Source organism: Streptomyces sp. MBT53 (assembly GCF_016654115.1).
Lineage (GTDB): Bacteria > Actinomycetota > Actinomycetes > Streptomycetales > Streptomycetaceae > Streptomyces.
The window spans coordinates 1-20,447 of record NZ_JAEQAZ010000163.1; the positions used below are offsets into that span (position 1 = coordinate 1).

A 20,447-nucleotide genomic window follows, 5' to 3' on the forward strand; every position below is an offset into this window, starting at 1 on the left:
GCGCAACGGTCTCGTGGCCGCGTTCGCGGCCGTCGCTCTCTTCCCCGCAGCAGCCGTCGCCGCCCCGGCCGGCCATCCGGCGCACCCCACCCGCCACCACCACGTCACCGCCGCCCACACCTGGGGCAGTGTCACGACCCGCCACTACACCCGTCTGAACGTCCGCTCCGGCCCGGGCACCGGCTACCGGATCGTCGGCACGCGGCCGGTCGGGCGGGTGCTGCCCATCGTCTGCAAGACGCGCGGTTCCGACGTCTTCGGCAGCCACCGCTGGTACAAGCTCCCGCACCACGAGGGCTATGTCTCCGCGCACTACGTCCGCAACCACAGCGCCGTCCGCTGGTGCTGACCCCCGCCTGACCGACGGTGTTCCCCGACGGGACGGTCCCGTACGTCCCGTCGGGGAACACCAGGTCAACACCCCTTCATAATCCGGCATATTCGGGGCGATCCGGGTGTGGCCCCGCACCACCCCCGGGAAGGGAAGGCCATGTGACGGTCGAGAGACAGCGGCTCCTGGCGGAACTCCACCTCCTCAAGCGGCGGACCGGGCTGAGCCTGGCCGCGCTGGCCTCCGTCACGCCGTACAGCAAGTCGACCTGGCACCGTTATCTGAACGGCGACCAGTTCCCGCCACGCGCCGCGGTCGAGGCGCTCGCCCGGCTCGCGGGAACCGACCCCGGCACGCTGCTCGCCCTGTGGGACACGGCGACCCGGGAGCAGTCCAGGCCCGTCGGACCTTCCGTCCCGTCCGTACGACCCCGTCGGCTGCGTCCCCCCACCCGCGCCCTCGTCGCCCTCGCCGCGATGGCCGCCACCGTGGCGGTCACCGCCGGTGCCGCCGACGTCCTCGACCGCGACACGGACCAGGCGGCCGTCTCCTGCCGTGGCGGCACTTGTCAGGGGGCGCTGCCCAGTTCCGGGACCTGCGCCCGGGACGCCCGTACGGAGAGCGTCGTGGCGCGGGCCGCCCAGGTCGTACGGCTGCTCTACTCGCCGGCCTGCGCGACCGTCTGGTCGGAGGTGCGCACCCGGGTCGGCGGCGCGCGGGAGATCTCGATCAGGTCGGGCCGGGACGAGCTGTCCGCCGAGTACCCGGGCGACCGTTCGGACGGCTACAGCAGCCCGATGCTGGCCGCCGTGGACCCGCGCGGGGCGCAGGCGTGTGCCGAGGTGGGCGGCAGGCCCGTCTGCACGGCTCCGGAGCGCTGACCCGGAACATCCCCGCCCTCCCGGTCGATATACAGGTATGAGCGACTACCGCATCGAGCACGACTCCATGGGCGAGGTACAGGTCCCGGCGGACGCCAAGTGGCGGGCGCAGACCCAGCGCGCCGTGGAGAACTTCCCGATCTCTGGGCAGCGCATCGAGCGCGCCCACATCGAGGCGCTGGCCCGGATCAAGGGTGCCGCCGCCAAGGTGAACGCCGAACTGGGCGTGCTGGACAAGGACATCGCGGAGGCGATCCAGGAGGCGGCCCGTGAGGTGGCCGGCGGGGCGTGGGACGAGCACTTCCCGATCGACGTGTTCCAGACGGGGTCCGGCACCTCGTCGAACATGAACGCCAACGAGGTGATCGCGACCCTCGCGACCGAGCGGCTCGGGCGCCCTGTGCATCCGAACGACCACGTCAACGCCTCGCAGTCGTCCAACGACGTGTTCCCGTCCAGCATTCACATCGCGGCCACCGGTGCCGTCATCCACGACCTCGTCCCCGCCCTGGAGCATCTCGCGGGCGCGCTCTCGCGCAAGTCCGTCGAGTTCGCCGATGTCGTGAAGTCCGGGCGGACGCATCTCATGGACGCCACCCCGGTGACCCTGGGGCAGGAGTTCGGCGGGTACGCGGCCCAAGTGCGGTACGGCGTCGAGCGGTTGCAGGCCTCGCTGCCGCGGCTGGCCGAGCTGCCGCTGGGCGGGACCGCCGTCGGCACCGGGATCAACACCCCGCCCGGGTTCTCCGCCGCCGTGATCGCGGAGGTCGCCCTGGTCACCGGGCTGCCGCTGACCGAGGCGCGGGATCACTTCGAGGCGCAGGGTGCGCGGGACGGGATCGTCGAGACCAGCGGGCAGTTGCGGACCATCGCCGTAGGGCTGACGAAGATCGCGAACGATCTGCGGTGGATGGCGTCCGGGCCGCGTACCGGGCTGTCCGAGATCTCGCTGCCGGATCTGCAGCCGGGGTCCTCGATCATGCCCGGCAAGGTCAATCCGGTGATTCCGGAGGCCGTGCTGATGGTGGCCGCGCAGGTCGTCGGGAATGACGCGACCGTCGCCACCGCCGGGGCCGCGGGAAACTTCGAGCTCAATGTGATGCTCCCCGTGATCGCCAAGAATGTCCTGGAATCGATCAGGCTGCTGGCCAACGTCTCGCGGCTGCTCGCCGATCGGACCGTGGACGGGATCGTCGCGCACCGGGAGCGCGCGCGGGAGTACGCCGAGTCGTCGCCGTCCGTCGTCACCCCGCTGAACAAGTACATCGGGTACGAGGAGGCCGCCAAGGTGGCCAAGAAGGCACTGGCGGAACGCAAGACGATCCGACAGGTCGTGCTGGAGAGCGGCTATGTGGAGCGCGGTGACCTGACGGTCGTCCAGCTCGACGAGGCCCTCGATGTCCTGCGGATGACGCGTCCGTAACCAATTGTCGCCATGGCGAGAACCGTGACGCGCGCCGCAGCGTCGTATGCCCGGGGCACCTAATATCTGTTCATGGCAGACGGTGGAGCGGTGAGAGCGGTGGAAGCAGGTACGTCTACGGCCTTCTGGGCGCCCGGGGATCAGATCCTGTGGCGCTATCGGGAGAACGCCGGACCGCGCTTCCACATCGCCCGCCCCGTCACGGTCGTCCGCGACGACGAGGAGCTGCTCGCGGTCTGGATGGCGCCCGGCACCGAGTGCGTGAAGCCGGTGCTCGCGGACGGCACGTCCGTGCACGTGGAGCCGCTGGAGACGCGGTACACCAAGCCGCGCACGGTCCAGCGCGACCACTGGTTCGGTACGGGTGTGCTGAAGCTGGCGCGGCCCGGTGAGCCGTGGTCGGTGTGGCTGTTCTGGGAGCCGGGATGGCGGTTCAAGAACTGGTACGTGAACCTTGAGGAACCGCTGGCCCGTTGGGCCGGCGGGGTCGACTCCGAGGACCACTTCCTGGACATCACCGTGGAGCCGGACCGGAGTTGGGAGTGGCGTGACGAGGACGAGTTCGCGCAGGCCCAGCGGGACGGGCTGATGGATCCCCAACTCGCCGAGCGCGTACGGAAAGCGGGCTGGTCTGCGGTGGAGACGATCCGCGCGTGGGGTCCGCCGTTCTCGGATGGTTGGCAGCACTGGCGCCCGGATCCGTCCTGGGCTGTACCTTCACTTCCGGAGGACTGGGACCGCACCCCCGCGCACTTGTCCACATGAGACCCTTGATGCGCCCCCGGTGCGCAACCGTAGGATCGTCCTCCGCAAGGGCACCGCGACAACTCCCGGCGCATGCACCGGGACTGACCAGATGTCACCGAGGGGCGGCAGGACGTGAGCGAGGGGTACGAGGGCAACACCGGCGACACCGGTCCTGAGGGCCGCCGGTCCACCGGTGGCACAGGAACAGCCTCTGACCACGCGGGAATTCCGTTCCTGGGGCACGTATTCCGGGTATCGGCATTTCGGCGGGACGAACCGTACGTACAGCGTGCGGTCCCGGACGGACGGATTCGACACGCGTGACGGAGCACCCCACCTCCTTCGAGCGCCCACAGGGCGCCGACCCCACGGACCCCCGTGGGGCGCTTCTGCGTACCTCGACGCCGCCGCCCAGGCCGTCCGGTGCCCCGGCCTTACCGGCTCAGGCACGCACCGGTGAGCCGTCCTCGGCGCCGGGTACGAGCACGTCCCGCGCCAAGGGGAAGGACCCGGCAGGTACCCCTGTGAAGCCCGACACCGCAGGTGGCTCCGAGCACTCCCAGCCCTCGGCCGCCGAACCCGACGCCCACCGCCCGCGTCCCGCGCCCGAGGGCATCCCGGCCCAGCCGGGCCCCGACTCCGCCGCCAAGGAGCGCCGTACGGGACAGGGGCTGCCCCCGGGCGGTCCCATGCCGATGCGGCGCGACGGGGACCGGCTGCGCTTCGTGGGTGCCGCGACCCGGCGGATCGCCCGCGGCATCGACCTGGACGAGATCGTGATGGGGCTGTGCCGGGCGACCGTGCCGACCTTCTCGGACGCGATCCTGGTCTATCTGCGCGACCCGCTGCCGGTGGGCGACGAACGGCCCACGGGTCCCGTCGTGCTGCGGCTGCGCCGTACCGACCGGATCCCGGAGGAGCGGGACACGGAGAACGGCTTCATGCCCGCGCTCCAGCCCGAGCAGCCGTCCGAACTGTCCGCGGTCACCGCCGAGTTGTGCGAGGTCAGGCCCGGCGGCGCGCTGAACGAGGTGCTGCGGGGCGTACGGCCGGTGTTCGCGGACTCGCCCGCCGCGCGCGCCGCGCTGCCCGAACTGCTCGGCGAGGGCGGCGAGTTGATCGTCCCGGCCGGACAGCGGGCGATCCTCGCGCCGCTGCGCGGCCGGCGCCGGGTGATCGGCGCCGCGCTCTTCCTGCGCCGCCCCGAGCGCATGGCGTTCGAGGCCGACGACCTCCTGGTCGCGGCCCAACTCGCCACGCACAGCGCCCTGGGCATCGACAAGGCGGTGCTCTACGGCCGTGAGGCGTACATCGCCGACGAGCTGCAGCGCACCATGCTCCCCGAGACCCTCCCGCGCCCCACCGGCGTGCGGCTGGCCTCGCGCTACCTTCCGGCCGCCGAGACGGCCCGGGTCGGCGGCGACTGGTACGACGCGATCCCGCTGCCCGGCAGCCGGGTCGCCCTCGTGGTCGGCGACGTCATGGGGCATTCCATGACCTCGGCCGCGATCATGGGCCAACTCCGCACCACCGCGCAGACGTTGGCGGGTCTCGACCTGCCCCCGCAGGAGGTTCTGCACCACCTCGACGAGCAGGCCCAGCGGCTGGGCACCGACCGCATGGCGACCTGCCTCTACGCGGTCTACGACCCGGTCTCGCACCGCATCACGATCGCCAACGCGGGCCATCCGCCACCGGTGTTGCTGCACCTGGGCGGCCGGGCCGAGGTGCTGCGGGTGCCGCCCGGCGCCCCGATCGGGGTCGGCGGCGTCGACTTCGAGGCCGTGGAGCTGGATGCCCCGGCGGGAGCGACGCTGCTGCTGTACACGGACGGGCTGGTCGAGTCCCGGCTGCGGGACGTCTGGACCGGGATAGAGCAGCTGCGCGAGAAGCTGGCCGCGGTCGCGCAGCTCACCGGACCGGACCATCCGCCGCCCCTGGAAGCCCTGTGCGACGAGGTGCTCGACATGCTCGGCCCGGGCGACCGGGACGACGACATCGCGCTGCTCGCCGCCCGCTTCGACGGGATCGCGCCGAGCGATGTGGCGTACTGGTTCCTCGATCCGGAGGACTCGGCGCCCGGCCAGGCCCGTCGGCTGGCGCGGCGGGCGCTGGCCCGCTGGGGCATGGAGGACATGAGCGACTCGGTGGAGCTGCTGGTCAGCGAGGTCGTCACGAACGCCGTGCGGTACGCCTCCCGGCCGGTCACTCTGCGTTTGCTGCGGACCGATGTGCTGCGCTGCGAGGTCGGCGACGACGTGCCCCAGCTGCCCAGGCTGCGGCAGGCGCGGGCCACGGACGAGGGCGGGCGCGGGCTCTACCTGGTCAACAGACTGGCCCGTCGGTGGGGAGCGACCCGGCTCAGCACCGGGAAGGTGGTCTGGTTCGAACTGAACCGGAATTAGACCTCGTCCAAAAGTTGCCGAGGTACCAGCGTGGGAGTTGACTGCTGGGGTACGCGAAGCGAAAGCGACCTACTTTCTTCCGAACAGGAGGACGCTCGTGACGCAGGCACCCCAGCACACTCCGTACACCACGAACAACGTCGGCATCCCGGTGGAGAGCGACGAACACTCGCTCACCGTCGGAGCCGACGGCCCGATCCTGCTCCAGGACCACTACCTCATCGAGAAGATGGCCCAGTTCAACCGGGAACGGGTCCCCGAGCGGGTGGTGCACGCCAAGGGCAGCGGAGCCTACGGCTTCTTCGAAGTCACCAACGACATCAGCCAGTTCACCCGCGCCGACCTCTTCCAGCCCGGCAAACGCACCGAGTTGCTGGCCCGGTTCTCCACCGTGGCCGGTGAGCAGGGCTCACCCGACACCTGGCGCGACCCGCGCGGCTTCGCCCTCAAGTTCTATACGGAACAGGGCAATTACGACCTGGTGGGCAACAACACCCCGGTCTTCTTCGTCCGCGACACCATCAAGTTCCAGGACTTCATCCGCTCGCAGAAGCGCCACCCGGCGACCGGGCTGCGCAGCAACGACATGCAGTGGGACTTCTGGACCCTCTCCCCCGAGTCGGCACACCAGGTGACCTGGCTGATGGGCGACCGGGGCATCCCGAAGACGTACCGCCACATGAACGGCTACGGCTCCCACACCTATATGTGGATCAACGGCGCCGGTGAGCGGTTCTGGGTGAAGTACCACTTCAAGACCGACCAGGGCATCGAGTGCCTCACCCAGGCCGAGGCCGACGAACTGGCCGGTTCCGACGGCGACAAGCACCGCCGGGACCTGCACGAGTCGATCGAGTCCGGGAACGCGCCGAGTTGGAGCCTGAAGGTCCAGATCATGCCGTTCGAGGACGCGGCGGACTACCGTTTCAACCCCTTCGACCTGACGAAGGTCTGGCCGCACGGGGACTACCCGCTGATCGACGTCGGCCGTATGACGCTGAACCGGAACCCGGACGACTACTTCGTCCATATCGAGCAGGCCGCCTTCGAGCCCTCGAACCTGGTCCCGGGCATCGGCCCCTCGCCCGACAAGATGCTGCTGGGCCGGCTGTTCTCCTACCCGGACACCCACCGGTACCGGATCGGCCCCAACTACGCCCAGCTGCCGCCGAATCGACCGCACTCGCAGGTCAACTCCTATGCCAAGGACGGCCCGATGCGGTACGAGGCGTCCAACACCGCCCGCCCGTACGCCCCGAACTCCTACGGCGGACCCGCCGCAGACTACGCGCGGTTCGGCGACCCGGCGAGCTGGCAGACCGCAGGTGAACTGGTCCGCGAGGCAACGAAGTCGCACCGCGAGGACGACGATTTCGGCCAGGCCGGCACGATGGTCCGCGAGGTCCTCGACGACCCGGCCCGCGACCGCCTCGTCTCGAACGTCACCGGCCATCTGAAGACCGACGTCTCCCGCTCCGTCCTCGACCGCGCCCTGCGCTACTGGCAGCACGTGGACAAGGAGCTGGGCGACCGGATCGCCGCCGGCTTCGAGTAACGGCACACGGAAGGGCGCCCGGCGGTGCGCCGGGCGCCCTTTCGCTCGTACGAGCCGGCGTACGACCCGGCTACTGGCCGAACTGGTCGAGCGGCTGGTTGGTGTCGCCGTCGCCCGGTGTCGTCGGGGTCGGATCGCTCGTCGGCGTCGGAGTGGGTGTCGGGGTGGGCGTGGGCGTCGGGGTCGGCGTGGGCGACTCCGTCGTCGGGGTCGGCGACGGACTCTTCGTCGTCGGCGTCTCGGACGGCGTCACCGACACGGACGCGCTCGGGGTCGGCGTGAAGTCCGGCTCGACGGCCGCGCCCTGGTCGGTGTCCAGGTCGAACTTGCTGTTCGCCTTGGTCACTCCGAACATGTACGTCGCCCAGATCTGCGCCGGGTAGCCACCACCGTTGATACGGCCGCCGCCCGCGGTGATCAGGCCGGTCGCACCGGTCAGCGGGACCTGTGCGCCGCTGCCCTGCTTCTCGCCGAACAGGCCCACCGAGGTGACCAGGTCGGGCGTGTAGCCGGTGAACCAGGCCGACTTGTTGTTGTCGGACGTACCCGTCTTGCCCGCGACCTGCTGCCCGTCGCGCTTGCTGTTCTCGGCCACCGACACCTTCGCCGTACCGTCGTCGACCACACCGGTCAGCACCGAGGACACCGTGTCGGCGGCCTCACGCGGGATGACCTGGCCGCCGATCGGGTTGGGCATGGTGACCGTGCGCGTGTTGTGCGACACCGACTTGATGATCGCCGGGGTGACCTTCCGGCCGTGGTTGTCGAAGGTGGCGTAGACGCCGGCCATCTCCATCGGGCTCGCGCCCATGGTGCCCAGGGTCTGCGCCGGTACGGCCTTCAGGTCGCCGGGGTCCATGCCCAGCTGCTCGGCGGTCTTCATCACCTTGTCCATGCCGACGTCGACACCGAGCTGCGCGAAGACCGAGTTGATCGACTTGTTCATCGCCGTCTGGACGGTGACCTTGCCGTAGTCCTGGTCGTCCTCGTTCTCCGGTGCGAACCCGATGTCGCTGCCCACGACCGGGCGCTTGCTGGTGCCGTCGTAGAGGGTGTTGGTCGTGATCGTCTTGCCGGACTGCGTCTTGGCCCCGTCGGCCAGGGCCGCGGCGAGGATCACCGGCTTGAACGTGGACGCGGGCTGGTAGTCGGTGCGGGTGGCGTTGTTCGTGAAGTGCTTGGTGTAGCCCACACCGCCGTACATCGCCACGACCGCGCCCGTCGTCGGGTTCACGGACACGGCACCCGGCTGGACGTTCCCGTCGACCTTGCGCTTCTTGGCGTCGAGCTTGCTGGTCAGCTGGGACTTGACCGACTTCTCCAGCTGGGCCTGCTTCTTCTTGTCGATGTTGAGGGTGATCGTCCAGCCGCCCGCGTCGACCAGCGCCTCGGCCTCCTTGGTGTTGGCGGCCTGGCCGTTGGAGATCAGCTGCCTCTCCAGCGCCGCGTTGGCCTCGGTCACCAGGTAGCCGTTCTGCCCCTCCATGCCGGCCTCTGCCTTGGGCAGCTTGGGGGTCGGGAACGTCAACTTCTGGCGGTCGGCGGAGCTCAGCCACTTCTGCTCGACCATGTTGTCGAGCACGTAGTTCCAGCGCGCCTTCACCAGCTGCTTGCCCGTGTCGGTGGCTATCGCCCAGTCGTACTGGTTCGGAGCCTGGAGCAGCGCGGCGAGATAGGCGCCCTGCTGGACCGAGAGCTTCCTCGCGTCGACCTGGTAGTAGGCCTGCGCGGCGGCCTGGATGCCGTAGGCGCCGCGGCCGTAGTAACTGGTGTTGATGTATCCGGCGAGGATGTAGTCCTTGGACTTCTCGCGGTCCAGCTTCAGCGAGATGACCAGTTCCTTGAGCTTGCGCGTGACGGTCTGGTCCTGCGTCAGGTAGTAGTTCTTGACGTACTGCTGGGTGATCGTCGAACCGCCCTGCGCGCCCTTGCCGGACAGCGTGTTGAGCAGACCGCGCGCGGTGCCCTTGAGGTCGACGCCGGCGTCGTTGTAGAAGGTCTTGTTCTCGGCGGCGACGAACGTCTCCTGGACCTCCTTCGGTACCTGCGAGAGGTCCACGTTCTCCCGGTTGACCTGGCCCCTGCGGGTCAGGATCGAGCCGTCGCTGTACTTGTAGACGTTGCTCTGGAGCTTCGCGGTCGCATTGCCCTCGGGGATGCTGATCATCATGTAGAGCACGATGAACGCGCCGATGCCGAGCAGGCAGAAGCCGAGGAACGTGCCGAGGATCTTCTTCCAGGTGAAGAGTCTGCGTATGAAACTCTTACCGCCCTTGCCGCTCTTGCCGTCCTTGCCACTCCTGGCGTCCGTACCGGCCGAGGCGCTGCCGGCCGGCGCGGTGGCTGTGGCGGTGGCCGTTGCCGTGGCCCCCGACGAACGGCGGGTCTTGGGCGCAGCGCGGCGGCCACCGCGTTGTCGCGCTCGTCGCTCTTCCGCTCGTCCCATGAGTCCGTCTGCTCCGCTTCCGTCTCGGCCGTCTCTGCAAGTCAGCTCAGAAAGCTAACACCGCCAGTTGTGACAAAGGTCTGCCGATCCTGTCTTTTACGGACGTGAGAATCAGCACCTGTTCCAACGGAACCGACGTACGAACGGGGTTGAGGGTTGCCGCGCAGGGGTAAAGTGATATCACTTTGCTTCAACCGAGATATGGGGGACATGATGGCCACGGACTCACCCACGGCGGACGTACCCGAGATGCCCGCCCCGCGTGTGCGCGAGTTCGCCGCGCACAGCATCGGCGGCGCGCTGGCGCTGGTTCTCGGACTGGCCGGGCTGCTGCTCGCCGCCGGACTGCTCGCCGGCGCCACCGCGGTCACCGCGCCCGGCGGCAAGGCCGCGCTGATCGTCGGCGGCCTCCTCGTCTTCCTGGCCGCGGTCATCGCGATGCGCGGGCTGAACACGGTGGCGCCGGGCGAGGCACGGGTCGTGCAGCTCTTCGGGCGCTACCGGGGGACCATCCGCCAGGACGGACTGCGCTGGGTGAACCCCTTCACCGCGCGCACCAAGATCTCCACCCGCGTCCGCAACCACGAGACCGCGGTCCTCAAGGTCAACGACGCCTACGGCAACCCGATCGAGCTGGCCGCGGTCATGGTGTGGAAGGTCCGCGACACCGCGCAGGCCACCTTCGAGGTGGACGACTACAGCGACTTCGTCGCCATCCAGACCGAGGCGGCCGTACGGCACATCGCCATCGAGTACCCCTACGACTCCCACGACGAGGGCGGGCTCTCGCTGCGCGGCAACGCCGAGGAGATCACCGAGAAGCTCGTCCTCGAACTGAGCGCGCGCGTCGAGGCGGCCGGCGTGCAGATCATCGAGTCCCGCTTCACGCATCTCGCCTACGCGCCCGAGATCGCCTCGGCGATGCTCCAGCGGCAGCAGGCCGGGATGGTCGTCGCAGCCCGGCGGCAGATCGTGGACGGGGCGGTCGGGATGGTCGAGGCGGCACTGGCCCGGATCACCGAGCGGGACATCGTGGAGCTGGACTCCGAGCGGAAGGCGGCCATGGTGTCCAACCTGCTGGTGGTGCTGTGCGGGGACCGGGCGCCACAGCCCGTGCTGAACACGGGGACCCTCTACCAGTGACAGACCCTTCCGAGCCCTCCGGGGCGAAGCGCCGGCCGCAGCAGGAGCGCAAGCAGGTGCTGCTGCGGCTGGACCCCGCGGTCTACGAGGCCGTCGCGCGGTGGGCCGGGGACGAACTGCGGTCCGCCAACGCGCAGATCGAGTTCCTGCTGCGGCGCGCTCTCGCGGAGGCGGGACGGCTGCCGGGCGAGGCGGGGCCGTTGCCCAGGAGGGGCAGGCCACCCCGGCCGCCCCAGTGACAGAACCGTGACAATCGGCCCCCACCTGCGGGGCCGTACCCCGGGCCATGATCTACACACAGTGCGTATACACACCGGGTATACGCCGTGTGTAGAGTGCTCCGCATGTCCATCGGTCACACCCTTCTAGGGCTCCTTGAGTCCGGCCCGTGCCACGGTTACGACCTGAAGCGGGCCTTCGACGAGAAGTTCGGTCACGACCGGCCGCTGCACTACGGCCAGGTCTACTCGACGATGTCCCGCCTGCTGAAGAACGGCCTCGTCGAGGTCGACGGCATCGAGGCCGGCGGCGGTCCCGAGCGCAAGCGGTACGCGATCACCGACGCCGGGATCACCGACGTACAGCAGTGGCTCGCGACGCCGGAGAAGCCCGAGCCGTATCTGCAGTCGACGCTCTACACCAAGGTCGTTCTCGCGCTGCTCACGCACCGCAACGCGGCGGAGATCCTCGACGTACAGCGCTCCGAACATCTGCGCGGTATGCGGATCCTGACCGACCGCAAGCGCAAGGGCGATCTCGCGGACCAGCTGATCTGCGACCACGCCCTCTTCCATCTGGAGGCCGACCTGCGGTGGCTGGAGCTCACCGCGGCGCGTCTCGACAAGCTCGCCGAGGTGGTGGCCAAGTGACGACACATCCCGCCGGTTCCCTGCTCGCGGCCCAGGAGCTGCGCAAGGCCTACGGGCCGACGACCGCGCTCGACGGCGCCGAGTTCTCCATCCACCCTGGCGAGGTGGTCGCCGTGATGGGGCCCTCCGGGTCCGGGAAGTCGACGCTGCTGCACTGTCTCGCCGGGATCGTGCCGCCCGACTCGGGCTCGATCCTCTACAACGGGCAGGAGATGGCGACGATGAGCGACGCCCAGCGCAGCGCGCTGCGCCGCTCGGAGTTCGGGTTCGTGTTCCAGTTCGGCCAGTTGGTGCCCGAGCTGACCTGCGTCGAGAACGTGGCGCTGCCGCTGCGACTGAACGGCACGCACCGCAAGGAGGCCGAGCGCGCCTCGCTCCAGTGGATGGAGCGCCTCGAGGTCGACGACCTCGCCAAGAAGCGGCCCGGTGAGGTCTCCGGCGGACAGGGGCAGCGCGTCGCCGTGGCCCGCTCGCTGGTCACCAGCCCGCGCGTGCTGTTCGCCGACGAGCCGACCGGCGCGCTCGACTCGCTCAACGGCGAGCGCGTGATGGAACTGCTGACCGAGGCCGCCAGATCCACCAACGCGGCCGTCGTCCTGGTCACGCACGAGGCCCGGGTGGCCGCGTACTCCGACCGCGAGATCGTCGTACGGGACGGCAAGTCCAAGGACATGGAGCGCATCGTATGAACCTGCGTCAGTGGGCGGCCGATCTGGCCATGGGGGTGCGGTTCGCCTTCGCCGGCGGGCGTGAGGGCTGGGTGCGGGCCGTACTGACGGCGGTCGGCGTCGGGCTCGGGGTGGCGCTGCTGCTGCTCACCACCGCGCTGCCGAACGCGCTGTCGAACCGCGACGCACGCGGCAACGCCCGGCAGGACTTCACCTACAGCGGGAAGCAGCTGCCGAAGGCGGACAACACCCTCGTCATCGCCAACTCCGACACCACGTTCCGCACCAAGGACGTACGCGGCCGGCTGCTGGAGCCGGACGGCACCAAGGCGCCGCTGCCGCCGGGCCTCACGAAGTTCCCGGCGACGGGCGAGATGGTCGTCTCCCCCGCGCTCGACAAGCTCCTCAAGTCCGGCTCCGGGAAGCTGCTCCGTGAGCGGCTGCCGTACAAGATCACCGGCACCATCGCGCGGGCCGGGCTCATCGGACCCGCCGAACTCGCCTACTACGCGGGCGGCAAGGACCTCCTGCAGCACCAGTCCGGCAGCAGCGTCGAGCGCATCAACTACTTCGGGCCCTCCCCCAACAGCACGCCGGACAAGCTCGACCCGATCCTCCTGCTGCTGCTCCTGATCGTCTTCATCGTGCTGCTGCTGCCGGTCGGCGTGTTCATCGCGGCGGCCGTACGGTTCGGCGGCGACCGCCGGGACCAACGGCTCGCGGCGCTGCGCCTGGTCGGCGCGGACGGCCGCATGGCACGCCGGATCGCGGGCGGCGAGGCGCTCGCGGGGGCGCTCCTCGGACTCGTCCTCGGCACCGGATTCTTCCTGGTGGGGCGGCAGTTGGCGTCGCTGTTCGAGGTGCGGGACATCAGCATGTTCCCGAGCGACCTCAACCCCTCGCCGCTGCTCGCCCTCGCCGTCGCCCTCGCGGTGCCGGCCGCGGCCGTCCTGGTGACGCTGTTCGCGCTGCGCGGGGTCGTCATCGAACCGCTCGGGGTGGTCCGCAAGGCGAAGCCGCCGCGGCGCCGGCTGTGGTGGCGGCTGCTGATGCCGCTGGCCGGCCTCGCGATGCTCTACCCGATGATCGGCCAGGGCGGCACCAACGGGAACTTCAACCAGTGGCTGGTGATCGGCGGCACGGTCCTGCTGCTCGTCGGCATCACCGCCCTGCTGCCGTGGATCGTCGAGGCCACCGTGGCCCGGCTGAACTCCGGCTCGGTGTCCTGGCAACTCGCCGTCCGCAGGCTCCAGTTGAGCAGCGGTACGGCCGCCCGCATGGTCAACGGCATCGCGGTCGCGGTGGCCGGGGCGATCGCGCTGCAGATGCTGTTCGCCGGCGTCGAGGGCGACTACACCAGGCGGACCGGCAACGACGTGAACCGGGCCCAGATCGAGGTCACCGTCGACGGCGGCACCTCGCTGGCCAAGGCCGACGGACAGCTCGCCCGCACCAAGGGCGTGCGGCATACGTCGCCCATCTCGCTCACCTCCGTCGCCGACCGGGCCAAGAACCCGGACGGCTCGGTGGAGGTCGCCGTCGGCAGCTGCGCCCAACTGCAGGAAGTGGCCCGGCTGACAGGCTGCCACGACGGTGACATCTACCGGATCACCGGCGGCGGCACCGACGCCGACAGCCAGACCGCACAGACCGCCAAGGCGGGCCGGACGGTGTACTTCGACCCGTCGTACGACTCGTCACCGGGCCACACCGTCGCCTGGAAGGTCCCCGCGGGCCTGAAGACGGCGGCCCACCGCGAGGACCCGACCGGTTACGCCCGCGACGGACTGCTGATCACCTCGGGCGCGCTGCCCGCGAACGCGGCGCCGAGCCTGGACCAGCATGTGTACGTCACGCTCGACACCTCGGTGCCGGACGCGACCGACTACGTGCGCAACACCGCCGCGAAACTCGACCCGCTGGCGGACGTGTTCACCCTGGCGGCCACCCGGCAGTCGGCGCAGTTCACGTCCATCCGCACCGGGCTGCTGGTCGGCGCGACCTGTGTCCTCGTCCTCATCGGGGCAAGCCTGCTGGTGTCGCAGCTGGAGCAGTTGCGCGAGCGCAAGAAGCTGCTGTCGGCGCTGGTCGCCTTCGGCACCCGGCGGCGCACGCTGAGCCTTTCGGTGCTGTGGCAGACGGCGATCCCGATCGGCCTGGGCCTGGCCCTGGCCTCGACGGTGGGGCTGACCCTGGGCACGGTGCTGCTGAAGATGACGGCCACGCCGGTATCCATCGACTGGACGAGCGTGCTGATGATGACCGGCATCGGCGGGGCGGTCGTCCTGGCGGTGACCCTGCTCAGCCTGCCGCCGCTGCTGCGGATGATGCGGCCGGACGGGCTGCGCACGGAGTAAGGGCCCGTCCGCAGCCGTCCGCCCGCTCGGCTCAGAGCCCGTACTCCCGCACCACGCGCCGGACTTGGGCGAACAGCATGCCCACGTTCACCGACTTGCGGCAGACCACCACGGCGACGACGTCCTGTTGCTCGGTCATCCGCACGAACAGATGGGTGAGGTTCTCGCTGTTGACGAGGATCTCCTGGAAGAAGTGGTGGTCACTGGTGATCCCGCGACGCTCCTTGAAGACGTCCTCGATCATCACGACCGTCCGGCCCTGGAACAGATCGAGGGTCGCACCCGCCAGCAGGTCGAGGACCTCTGGCGGGTGGTTGTCGATGGTCTCGTACGACAGCAGCATGCCGGTGGACATGTCGACCACGCCCGAGGCCACACAGTCGGGGGCATCGGTCCGGAGGGTTTTGACCAGGCCCATCACCTGGTCGGAGAATCCTGGGGTCATACGCTTCGTCGCCATCCCTTCACACTCCTTCTGATGCCTTCTCGGTGAGGATCGACTCGATCCGGTCGAGCGTCGGCCGGGCCGCCAGATGCAGCCGGTCCACGTCCATCCCCTCGTCGCCGAGCACCACCATCAGGGCGGTGTCGCCGACGGCGTACGTCGCGGCGCAGCCGTGACTTCCGTACGTCACCGTCTGGCGCAGCGTGCCGCGGTCGGTGGCCGCGGCGGTGCGCCGGGCCAGGCCCAGGCCGGCCGCGGCGAGCGCGGCGAGGGCCTCCGGGTCGATCGAGTCGGCGGTGTCGGCCGCGATGAGCAGTCCGTCGGCCGCCGTGACCGCGGTGTCGGTGATTCCGGTCACCTGTTCCCGCAGTGTGCGCATTTCCAATGTCAGGGCTTTGTGATCCACTTACTCAACTCCCCTAAAACTGATCGCATGTGGTCGTCCGGATTCATTTCGAGGTTCCGTTCCGCAGGCGGAAGAACCCTTTCCAGCCCGCCCCGCTCTTTTCGGGGACGAGAGATTCGGTGATGCCGCTGGCCCCCGGATTGCGGCGGGGCAGCGCGGTGGGCGCGGTGAACTGCGGCGGCTCGGGCGCCGGTTCACGACGGCGCAGGACGGGCTCCTCGGCCGGCACCCGGACCGGGATCGGGACCGGGGCGTCCGAGCACTCCAGCAGCCCTTCGGCGAGCATCCGCGCGACCTCGGCGGTGACCGGGTAGACCCCGCGCCCGGTCCGGAAGGCGAGATCGCGGGCGGTACGGCGGCCGTCGACATGGGCGAGCAACTCCCGTTGCAGCATGCCGAGTCCGGCCTCGGCGGGAACCTCGGCCGGGGCCCGGGGACGTTCCCGGTCGGGCCGTACGGGATACGGCAGCGCGGCGATCGCGGCGAGCCTGCGGGCCCCGTCCTGGAGCAGCCGGATCGGTGGTTCACCGATGCCGACGGGGGCCAACGGCCTTGCGTCCGGGGCGCGTTCACAGTGGTCGACGTCTCCGGAGACGACCGCGAAGGCCGCGTCGTGCAGGGCCAGCACACACACGATCCGCAACTGGGCTGCGCCCGCGTACCCATGGGCGATCAGCCCGGCCACCGGCCAGCGCGAGCCGCCCGACTCCCGTACCAGGTCGGCCCATTGCTCGCCGCTGATCCGGCCGGAACGCAGCAGCAGCGCCTCGGGGCCCGGCGCGCCGGGACTCTCCACCGCGATGACGAGCCCGCCGCGCAGATGGAAGATCCCGCCGGGTCTGCCGGACACCCGCAGCCCCCCGGTGAACTCCTCGCGCCCACAGGCCGAAAGAGCCGCCGCGAGCAGGTCGTGACCGACCCGGCCGAGGGAATCCCGAATGCCCGACATCACTCCCCTAGGCTTTTCGTACACGCACCTGACGTGTAGCGCTGAGGGGTGAAGGTGTATCAGTCCGAGCGCATATTCCGGCGGGGTTCTTCCTACCTGCCTGCGGGTGACGGAAGTTGAGAATTCCCGCCGTTCGATTTCCTTTGTCCGACGCTCATTTGACCGAACGGGGGCGGGTCAGTTGCCGGTCCCCAACACCCGTACCGGCAACGGCCGCAGGGCCTCGCGGAGGGCGGCGGCCAGCTCCTGGTACTCGGCGCGACGGGCGGCTCCGGTCCGCATCGCGAGGGCGATCCGGCGGGTCGGAGCGGGCTCGGTGAAGTAGCCGGTGAGGAGCTGGTCGCTGCGGGTCGTCTCGACGCGTACGGCGGTACGCGGCAACAACGTGACCCCGAGCCCACCGGCGACGAGCTGCACGAGCGTGGCGAGTCCGGCCGCGGTGGTGGTGACGGGGGCGTCCGCGCGGCCCGCCTCCCGGCAGATGTCGAGGGCCTGGTCGCGCAGGCAGTGCCCCTCGTCCAGGAGCAGCAGGTTCAGTTCGCGCAGGGCCTCGCGCGGGATGCCGGTCCGGCCGCCGAGTGGATGATCCAGGGGTGTGACGAGCACGAAGTCCTCGTCGAACAGGGGGAGTTCGACCACTCCGGGCACCCCGAGGGGCACGGCGAGCAGCAGCAGGTCGAGGCGACCGGTGGTCAGCCCTTCCAGCAGGTTCGCGGTCTGCTCCTCGTGCACCTGGAGGTCGAGGTCCGGGTACCGGTCGTGCACCAGCCGCAGCACGGTCGGCAGCAGATACGGCGCGACGGTCGGGATGACCCCGAGGCGCAGCGCCCCGGTGAAGGGCGCCCGCACGGCCTCCGCCTCCGCCAGCAGCGCCCCGACCTCGTCCAGCACGGCCCGCGCCCGTACGGCGAGCCGCTCGCCGGCGGGCGAGAGGAGCACCTTGCGGGTGGTGCGCTCCAGGAGGGTCACGCCGAGGGTGTCCTCCAGTGCGGCGACGGCACCGGACAGGGCGGGCTGGCTCATGCCGATCGCTGCGGCGGCGTCCCGGAAGTGGAGGTGTTCGGCGACCGCGGAGAAGGCGCGCAGTTGAGCCAGGCTGGGCTGGCGTCTCTTACTCGTATTACTAACGGTCACTGATAACCGCCTCCGATCAACACGCCCCAGTGTAGCTATTTCCACAATCAATGCACGTTGTGCCAGGATCGGGGCCGACCAACCCACGTGAAGCACCCATTCCGCTTGGGTGCTTTCCGCTGCAAGGAGAGCCAGTGCTCACTGTCGGTGACAAGTTCCCGTCGTTCGATCTGACCGCCTGTGTCTCGCTGGAGAAGGGCGAGGAGTTCCGGCGGATCGACCACAAGACCTACGAGGGCAAGTGGAAGATCGTCTTCGCATGGCCCAAGGACTTCACCTTCGTGTGCCCCACCGAGATCGCCGCCTTCGGGAAGCTGAACGACGAGTTCGCCGACCGTGACGCCCAGGTGCTCGGCTTCTCCGGCGACTCCGAGTACGTCCACCACGCCTGGCGCAAGGACCACGACGACCTGCGCGACCTGCCGTTCCCGATGCTGGCCGACTCCCGGCACGAGCTGATGCGGGACCTCGGCATCGAGGGCGAGGACGGTTTCGCCAAGCGCGCGGTGTTCATCGTGGACCAGAACAACGAGATCCAGTTCTCGATGGTGACCGCGGGCTCGGTCGGCCGTAACCCCAAGGAGGTTCTGCGGGTCCTCGACGCGCTCCAGACGGACGAGCTCTGCCCGTGCAACTGGACCAAGGGCGAGGCCACGCTGGACGCGGGCGCGCTGCTCGCCGGGAAGTGAGCTGACATGTCGCTGGACGCCCTGAAGTCCGCCATACCGGACTACGCCAAGGACCTGAAGCTCAACCTCGGTTCGGTCATCGGCAACTCCGACCTGCCCGCGCAGCAGCTGTGGGGGACGGTCCTCGCTACGGCGATCGCGTCCCGATCGCCGCTCGTGCTGCGGGAGTTGGCGCCCGAGGCGAAGGCGCACCTGTCGCCGGAGGCGTACACCGCCGCCAAGTCCGCCGCCGCGGTCATGGCGATGAACAACGTCTTCTACCGCACACGGCACCTGTTGTCCGACCACGAGTACGGCACCCTGCGGGCGGGGCTGCGGATGAACGTGATCGGCAACCCCGGTGTCGACAAGGTCGACTTCGAGCTGTGGTCGTTCGCCGTGTCCGCGGTCAACGGCTGCGGGATGTGTCTCGACTCGCACGAGCAGGTGCTGCGCAAGGCGGGGGTCGAACGGGACGTGATCCAGGAGGCGTTCAAGATCGCGGCGGTGGTGGAGGCGGTGGGGGTCACGCTGGAGGCGGAGGCGGTACTGGCGCCTCTCGACTGACGGTGAACGGGTGGGTGGTGGGCGATGCCGTTACGGGGCCTGGTCCGGCGGTGGGGAGTCGGTCGGTGTCGACGAGACCGCCGTAGCCCCCCTCGGCTTCGGAGACAGCCGAGGGGCCGGCTCCGTGCCCTGGGCGTACGCCTTCAGGTAGCTCACCACCGTGTTGGTGACCGCCACCAGCGGGACTGCCACCACCGCTCCGCCGATCCCGGCGATCATCCCGCCCGCCGCGACCGACAGCACCACCGCGAGGGGGTGCACCCGGACCGCCCGGCCCAGGATGAACGGCTGGAGGATGTGGCCCTCGATCTGCTGGACGGCGAGGACGACGCCCAGGGTGAACAGGGCTGTGACGACGCCCTGGGTGACGAGCGCGACGACGACCGCCAGCGCGCCGGACGCCACCGCGCCCACCAGCGGGATGAACGAGAACAGGAAGATGAAGACGGCGAGCGGCACGGCCATCGGTACGCCGAGGAAGTAGATGCCGACGCCGATACAGACGGCGTCGATGAAGGCGACTATGACCGTGCCGCGGACGTAGGCCGTGAGCGTGCGCCAGGCGCGCGGGCCCGCGCCCGCCATCGCCGGCCGGGCCGCCGCGGGCACCAGCTTCAGCGACCACTGCCAGATCCGCGGGCCGTCGTAGAGCAGGAAGAGGGTCGAGAAGGCCGTCAGCAGGATGCCGGTCAGGGCCTCGACGATGACCTGGACGCCCTCCAGGCCGAACGAGGTGATCTGGTCGGTGTTGGCGCCGATGGCCTCGCGGAGGTTCTTCGCGATCTGGTTGATCTGCTTCTCGGTGACGTGGAACGGGCCCTTGAGCAGCCAGTTGCGCAGATCGTCGACGCCGTTCTGGACCTGGTCGGAGAGGTTGTCGATGTTGGCCATGACCTGCCAGGTCACGAACCAGCCGATCAACCCCATCACGACGAAGCCGAGAATCGCGGTCAGGGCCGTGGCCACCCCGCGCGGAAAGCCGTAGCGGATCAGGGCGGCCACCGTCGGCTGGAGCAGTGCCGTGATGAGCAGGGCCGCGGCGAAGGCCAGGACCACCAGTTGTACGGCGCTGATGACCCGCATCAGCACCCAGACCGTGCCGGCCAGGATCAGCAGCCGCCAGCCCGCCTCGGCGGCCACCCGCACACCCCAGGGCACGGCGAGCGCGGGGTCGGGGCGGTCACGGGCGATGGTGACGGGTACCGGGACGGGCTCGGGGGGTTCGGGGTCGGCGGGCGGCAACTCCGCCTCGGCGTCGGTGTGTTCCTTCTCCACCTCGGCACGGCGCTCGTCCAAGCGCTCCCCCATCTCGCTCAGCCCGTTGCCGAGCCGGCCGAGCCACCCTGGCACTCGCGACATGATCCGCCCTCTTCCCCCGTCTGTCCCCACCCCACTCCCCCCTGGAGCCGTTGCGTGTCCGACCGTACAGGGCGAAGGCCCCTCCCCCTAGGAC

Annotated in this window: 19 protein-coding genes; 13 read left to right on the forward strand and 6 right to left on the reverse strand. The window is 69.8% G+C overall.

What is annotated here, in order from left to right:
- The 6 genes from JHN45_RS39240 to JHN45_RS39265 form a co-directional block, all read left to right on the forward strand.
- Window positions 1-349, forward strand: a 349-nt coding sequence (locus tag JHN45_RS39240; RefSeq protein ID WP_201054302.1) for an SH3 domain-containing protein, incomplete at its 5' end; no start/stop codon positions are given.
- Between the two features lie 143 nt (window positions 350-492).
- Window positions 493-1,212, forward strand: coding sequence for an XRE family transcriptional regulator (locus tag JHN45_RS39245; protein ID WP_201054303.1), 720 nt, complete (start codon window positions 493-495; stop codon window positions 1,210-1,212).
- Window positions 1,213-1,249: 37 nt separating this feature from the next.
- Window positions 1,250-2,635: an aspartate ammonia-lyase gene (locus JHN45_RS39250; RefSeq protein WP_201054304.1), complete on the forward strand. Its 1,386-nt coding sequence runs from the start codon at window positions 1,250-1,252 to the stop codon at window positions 2,633-2,635.
- A gap of 72 nt (window positions 2,636-2,707) precedes the next feature.
- Window positions 2,708-3,400 carry a DUF402 domain-containing protein gene (locus JHN45_RS39255; protein WP_234467855.1) on the forward strand — a complete coding sequence of 231 codons (693 nt, stop codon included), beginning with the start codon at window positions 2,708-2,710 and terminating at the stop codon, window positions 3,398-3,400.
- Window positions 3,401-3,702: 302 nt separating this feature from the next.
- The gene (locus JHN45_RS39260; RefSeq protein ID WP_200710147.1) at window positions 3,703-5,787 is read left to right on the forward strand and encodes a SpoIIE family protein phosphatase; all 2,085 of its coding nucleotides are present in this window, start codon (window positions 3,703-3,705) and stop codon (window positions 5,785-5,787) included.
- A 97-nt stretch (window positions 5,788-5,884) separates the two neighbouring features.
- Window positions 5,885-7,342 (forward strand): catalase, encoded by a 1,458-nt coding sequence (locus tag JHN45_RS39265; RefSeq protein ID WP_201054305.1) that lies wholly within the window; start codon window positions 5,885-5,887, stop codon window positions 7,340-7,342.
- Window positions 7,343-7,412: 70 nt separating this feature from the next.
- Here JHN45_RS39265 and JHN45_RS39270 read toward each other — a convergent pair whose 3' ends face one another.
- Window positions 7,413-9,788: a transglycosylase domain-containing protein gene (locus JHN45_RS39270; RefSeq protein ID WP_201054306.1), complete on the reverse strand. Its 2,376-nt coding sequence runs from the start codon at window positions 9,786-9,788 to the stop codon at window positions 7,413-7,415.
- A gap of 210 nt (window positions 9,789-9,998) precedes the next feature.
- On the opposite strand from JHN45_RS39270, the gene JHN45_RS39275 reads away from it, so the two are divergent.
- The 5 genes from JHN45_RS39275 (at window position 9,999) to JHN45_RS39295 (ending at window position 14,825) form a co-directional block, all read left to right on the forward strand.
- On the forward strand, window positions 9,999-10,931 hold the full coding sequence (locus JHN45_RS39275) for an SPFH domain-containing protein (protein WP_201054307.1): 933 nt from the start codon (window positions 9,999-10,001) through the stop codon (window positions 10,929-10,931).
- Window positions 10,928-11,170 carry a hypothetical protein gene (locus JHN45_RS39280; protein WP_093628922.1) on the forward strand — a complete coding sequence of 81 codons (243 nt, stop codon included), beginning with the start codon at window positions 10,928-10,930 and terminating at the stop codon, window positions 11,168-11,170. Before JHN45_RS39275 ends, JHN45_RS39280 begins: the two co-directional genes overlap by 4 nt.
- Before the next feature lie 105 nt (window positions 11,171-11,275).
- Window positions 11,276-11,800 carry a PadR family transcriptional regulator gene (locus JHN45_RS39285; RefSeq protein WP_200710143.1) on the forward strand — a complete coding sequence of 175 codons (525 nt, stop codon included), beginning with the start codon at window positions 11,276-11,278 and terminating at the stop codon, window positions 11,798-11,800.
- Entirely contained in the window at window positions 11,797-12,489 is a 693-nt protein-coding gene (locus JHN45_RS39290; protein WP_200710142.1) for an ABC transporter ATP-binding protein, read from the forward strand. The genes JHN45_RS39285 and JHN45_RS39290 overlap by 4 nt, the downstream gene beginning before the upstream one ends.
- On the forward strand, window positions 12,486-14,825 hold the full coding sequence (locus JHN45_RS39295; RefSeq protein WP_201054308.1) for an ABC transporter permease: 2,340 nt from the start codon (window positions 12,486-12,488) through the stop codon (window positions 14,823-14,825). The genes JHN45_RS39290 and JHN45_RS39295 overlap by 4 nt, the downstream gene beginning before the upstream one ends.
- 31 nt (window positions 14,826-14,856) lie before the next feature.
- Here the strand turns inward: JHN45_RS39295 and JHN45_RS39300 are convergent, their stop codons facing one another.
- From JHN45_RS39300 to JHN45_RS39315, 4 genes are all read right to left on the reverse strand, one after another.
- A complete protein-coding gene (locus JHN45_RS39300) occupies window positions 14,857-15,285 on the reverse strand; it encodes a hypothetical protein (protein ID WP_019072752.1) in 429 nt (142 codons plus the stop codon).
- A 4-nt stretch (window positions 15,286-15,289) separates the two neighbouring features.
- Window positions 15,290-15,649 carry a roadblock/LC7 domain-containing protein gene (locus JHN45_RS39305; RefSeq protein ID WP_093628918.1) on the reverse strand — a complete coding sequence of 120 codons (360 nt, stop codon included), beginning with the start codon at window positions 15,647-15,649 and terminating at the stop codon, window positions 15,290-15,292.
- 70 nt (window positions 15,650-15,719) lie between these two features.
- On the reverse strand, window positions 15,720-16,625 hold the full coding sequence (locus tag JHN45_RS39310) for a MarR family transcriptional regulator (RefSeq protein WP_201054309.1): 906 nt from the start codon (window positions 16,623-16,625) through the stop codon (window positions 15,720-15,722).
- A 177-nt stretch (window positions 16,626-16,802) separates the two neighbouring features.
- Complete coding sequence (locus tag JHN45_RS39315) at window positions 16,803-17,759, reverse strand: LysR substrate-binding domain-containing protein (protein WP_200710139.1); 957 nt, start codon at window positions 17,757-17,759, stop codon at window positions 16,803-16,805.
- A 134-nt stretch (window positions 17,760-17,893) separates the two neighbouring features.
- Between JHN45_RS39315 and JHN45_RS39320 the strand changes: the two genes are divergently transcribed.
- Window positions 17,894-18,448, forward strand: a complete 555-nt coding sequence (locus tag JHN45_RS39320) for a peroxiredoxin (protein WP_200710138.1) — start codon at window positions 17,894-17,896, stop codon at window positions 18,446-18,448.
- Between the two features lie 6 nt (window positions 18,449-18,454).
- A complete protein-coding gene (locus tag JHN45_RS39325) occupies window positions 18,455-18,994 on the forward strand; it encodes an alkyl hydroperoxide reductase (RefSeq protein WP_200710137.1) in 540 nt (179 codons plus the stop codon).
- A gap of 30 nt (window positions 18,995-19,024) precedes the next feature.
- On the opposite strand, the gene JHN45_RS39330 is transcribed toward JHN45_RS39325, so the two are convergent.
- Window positions 19,025-20,353 carry an AI-2E family transporter gene (locus tag JHN45_RS39330; protein WP_201054310.1) on the reverse strand — a complete coding sequence of 443 codons (1,329 nt, stop codon included), beginning with the start codon at window positions 20,351-20,353 and terminating at the stop codon, window positions 19,025-19,027.
- Between the last annotated feature and the right edge of the window lie 94 nt (window positions 20,354-20,447).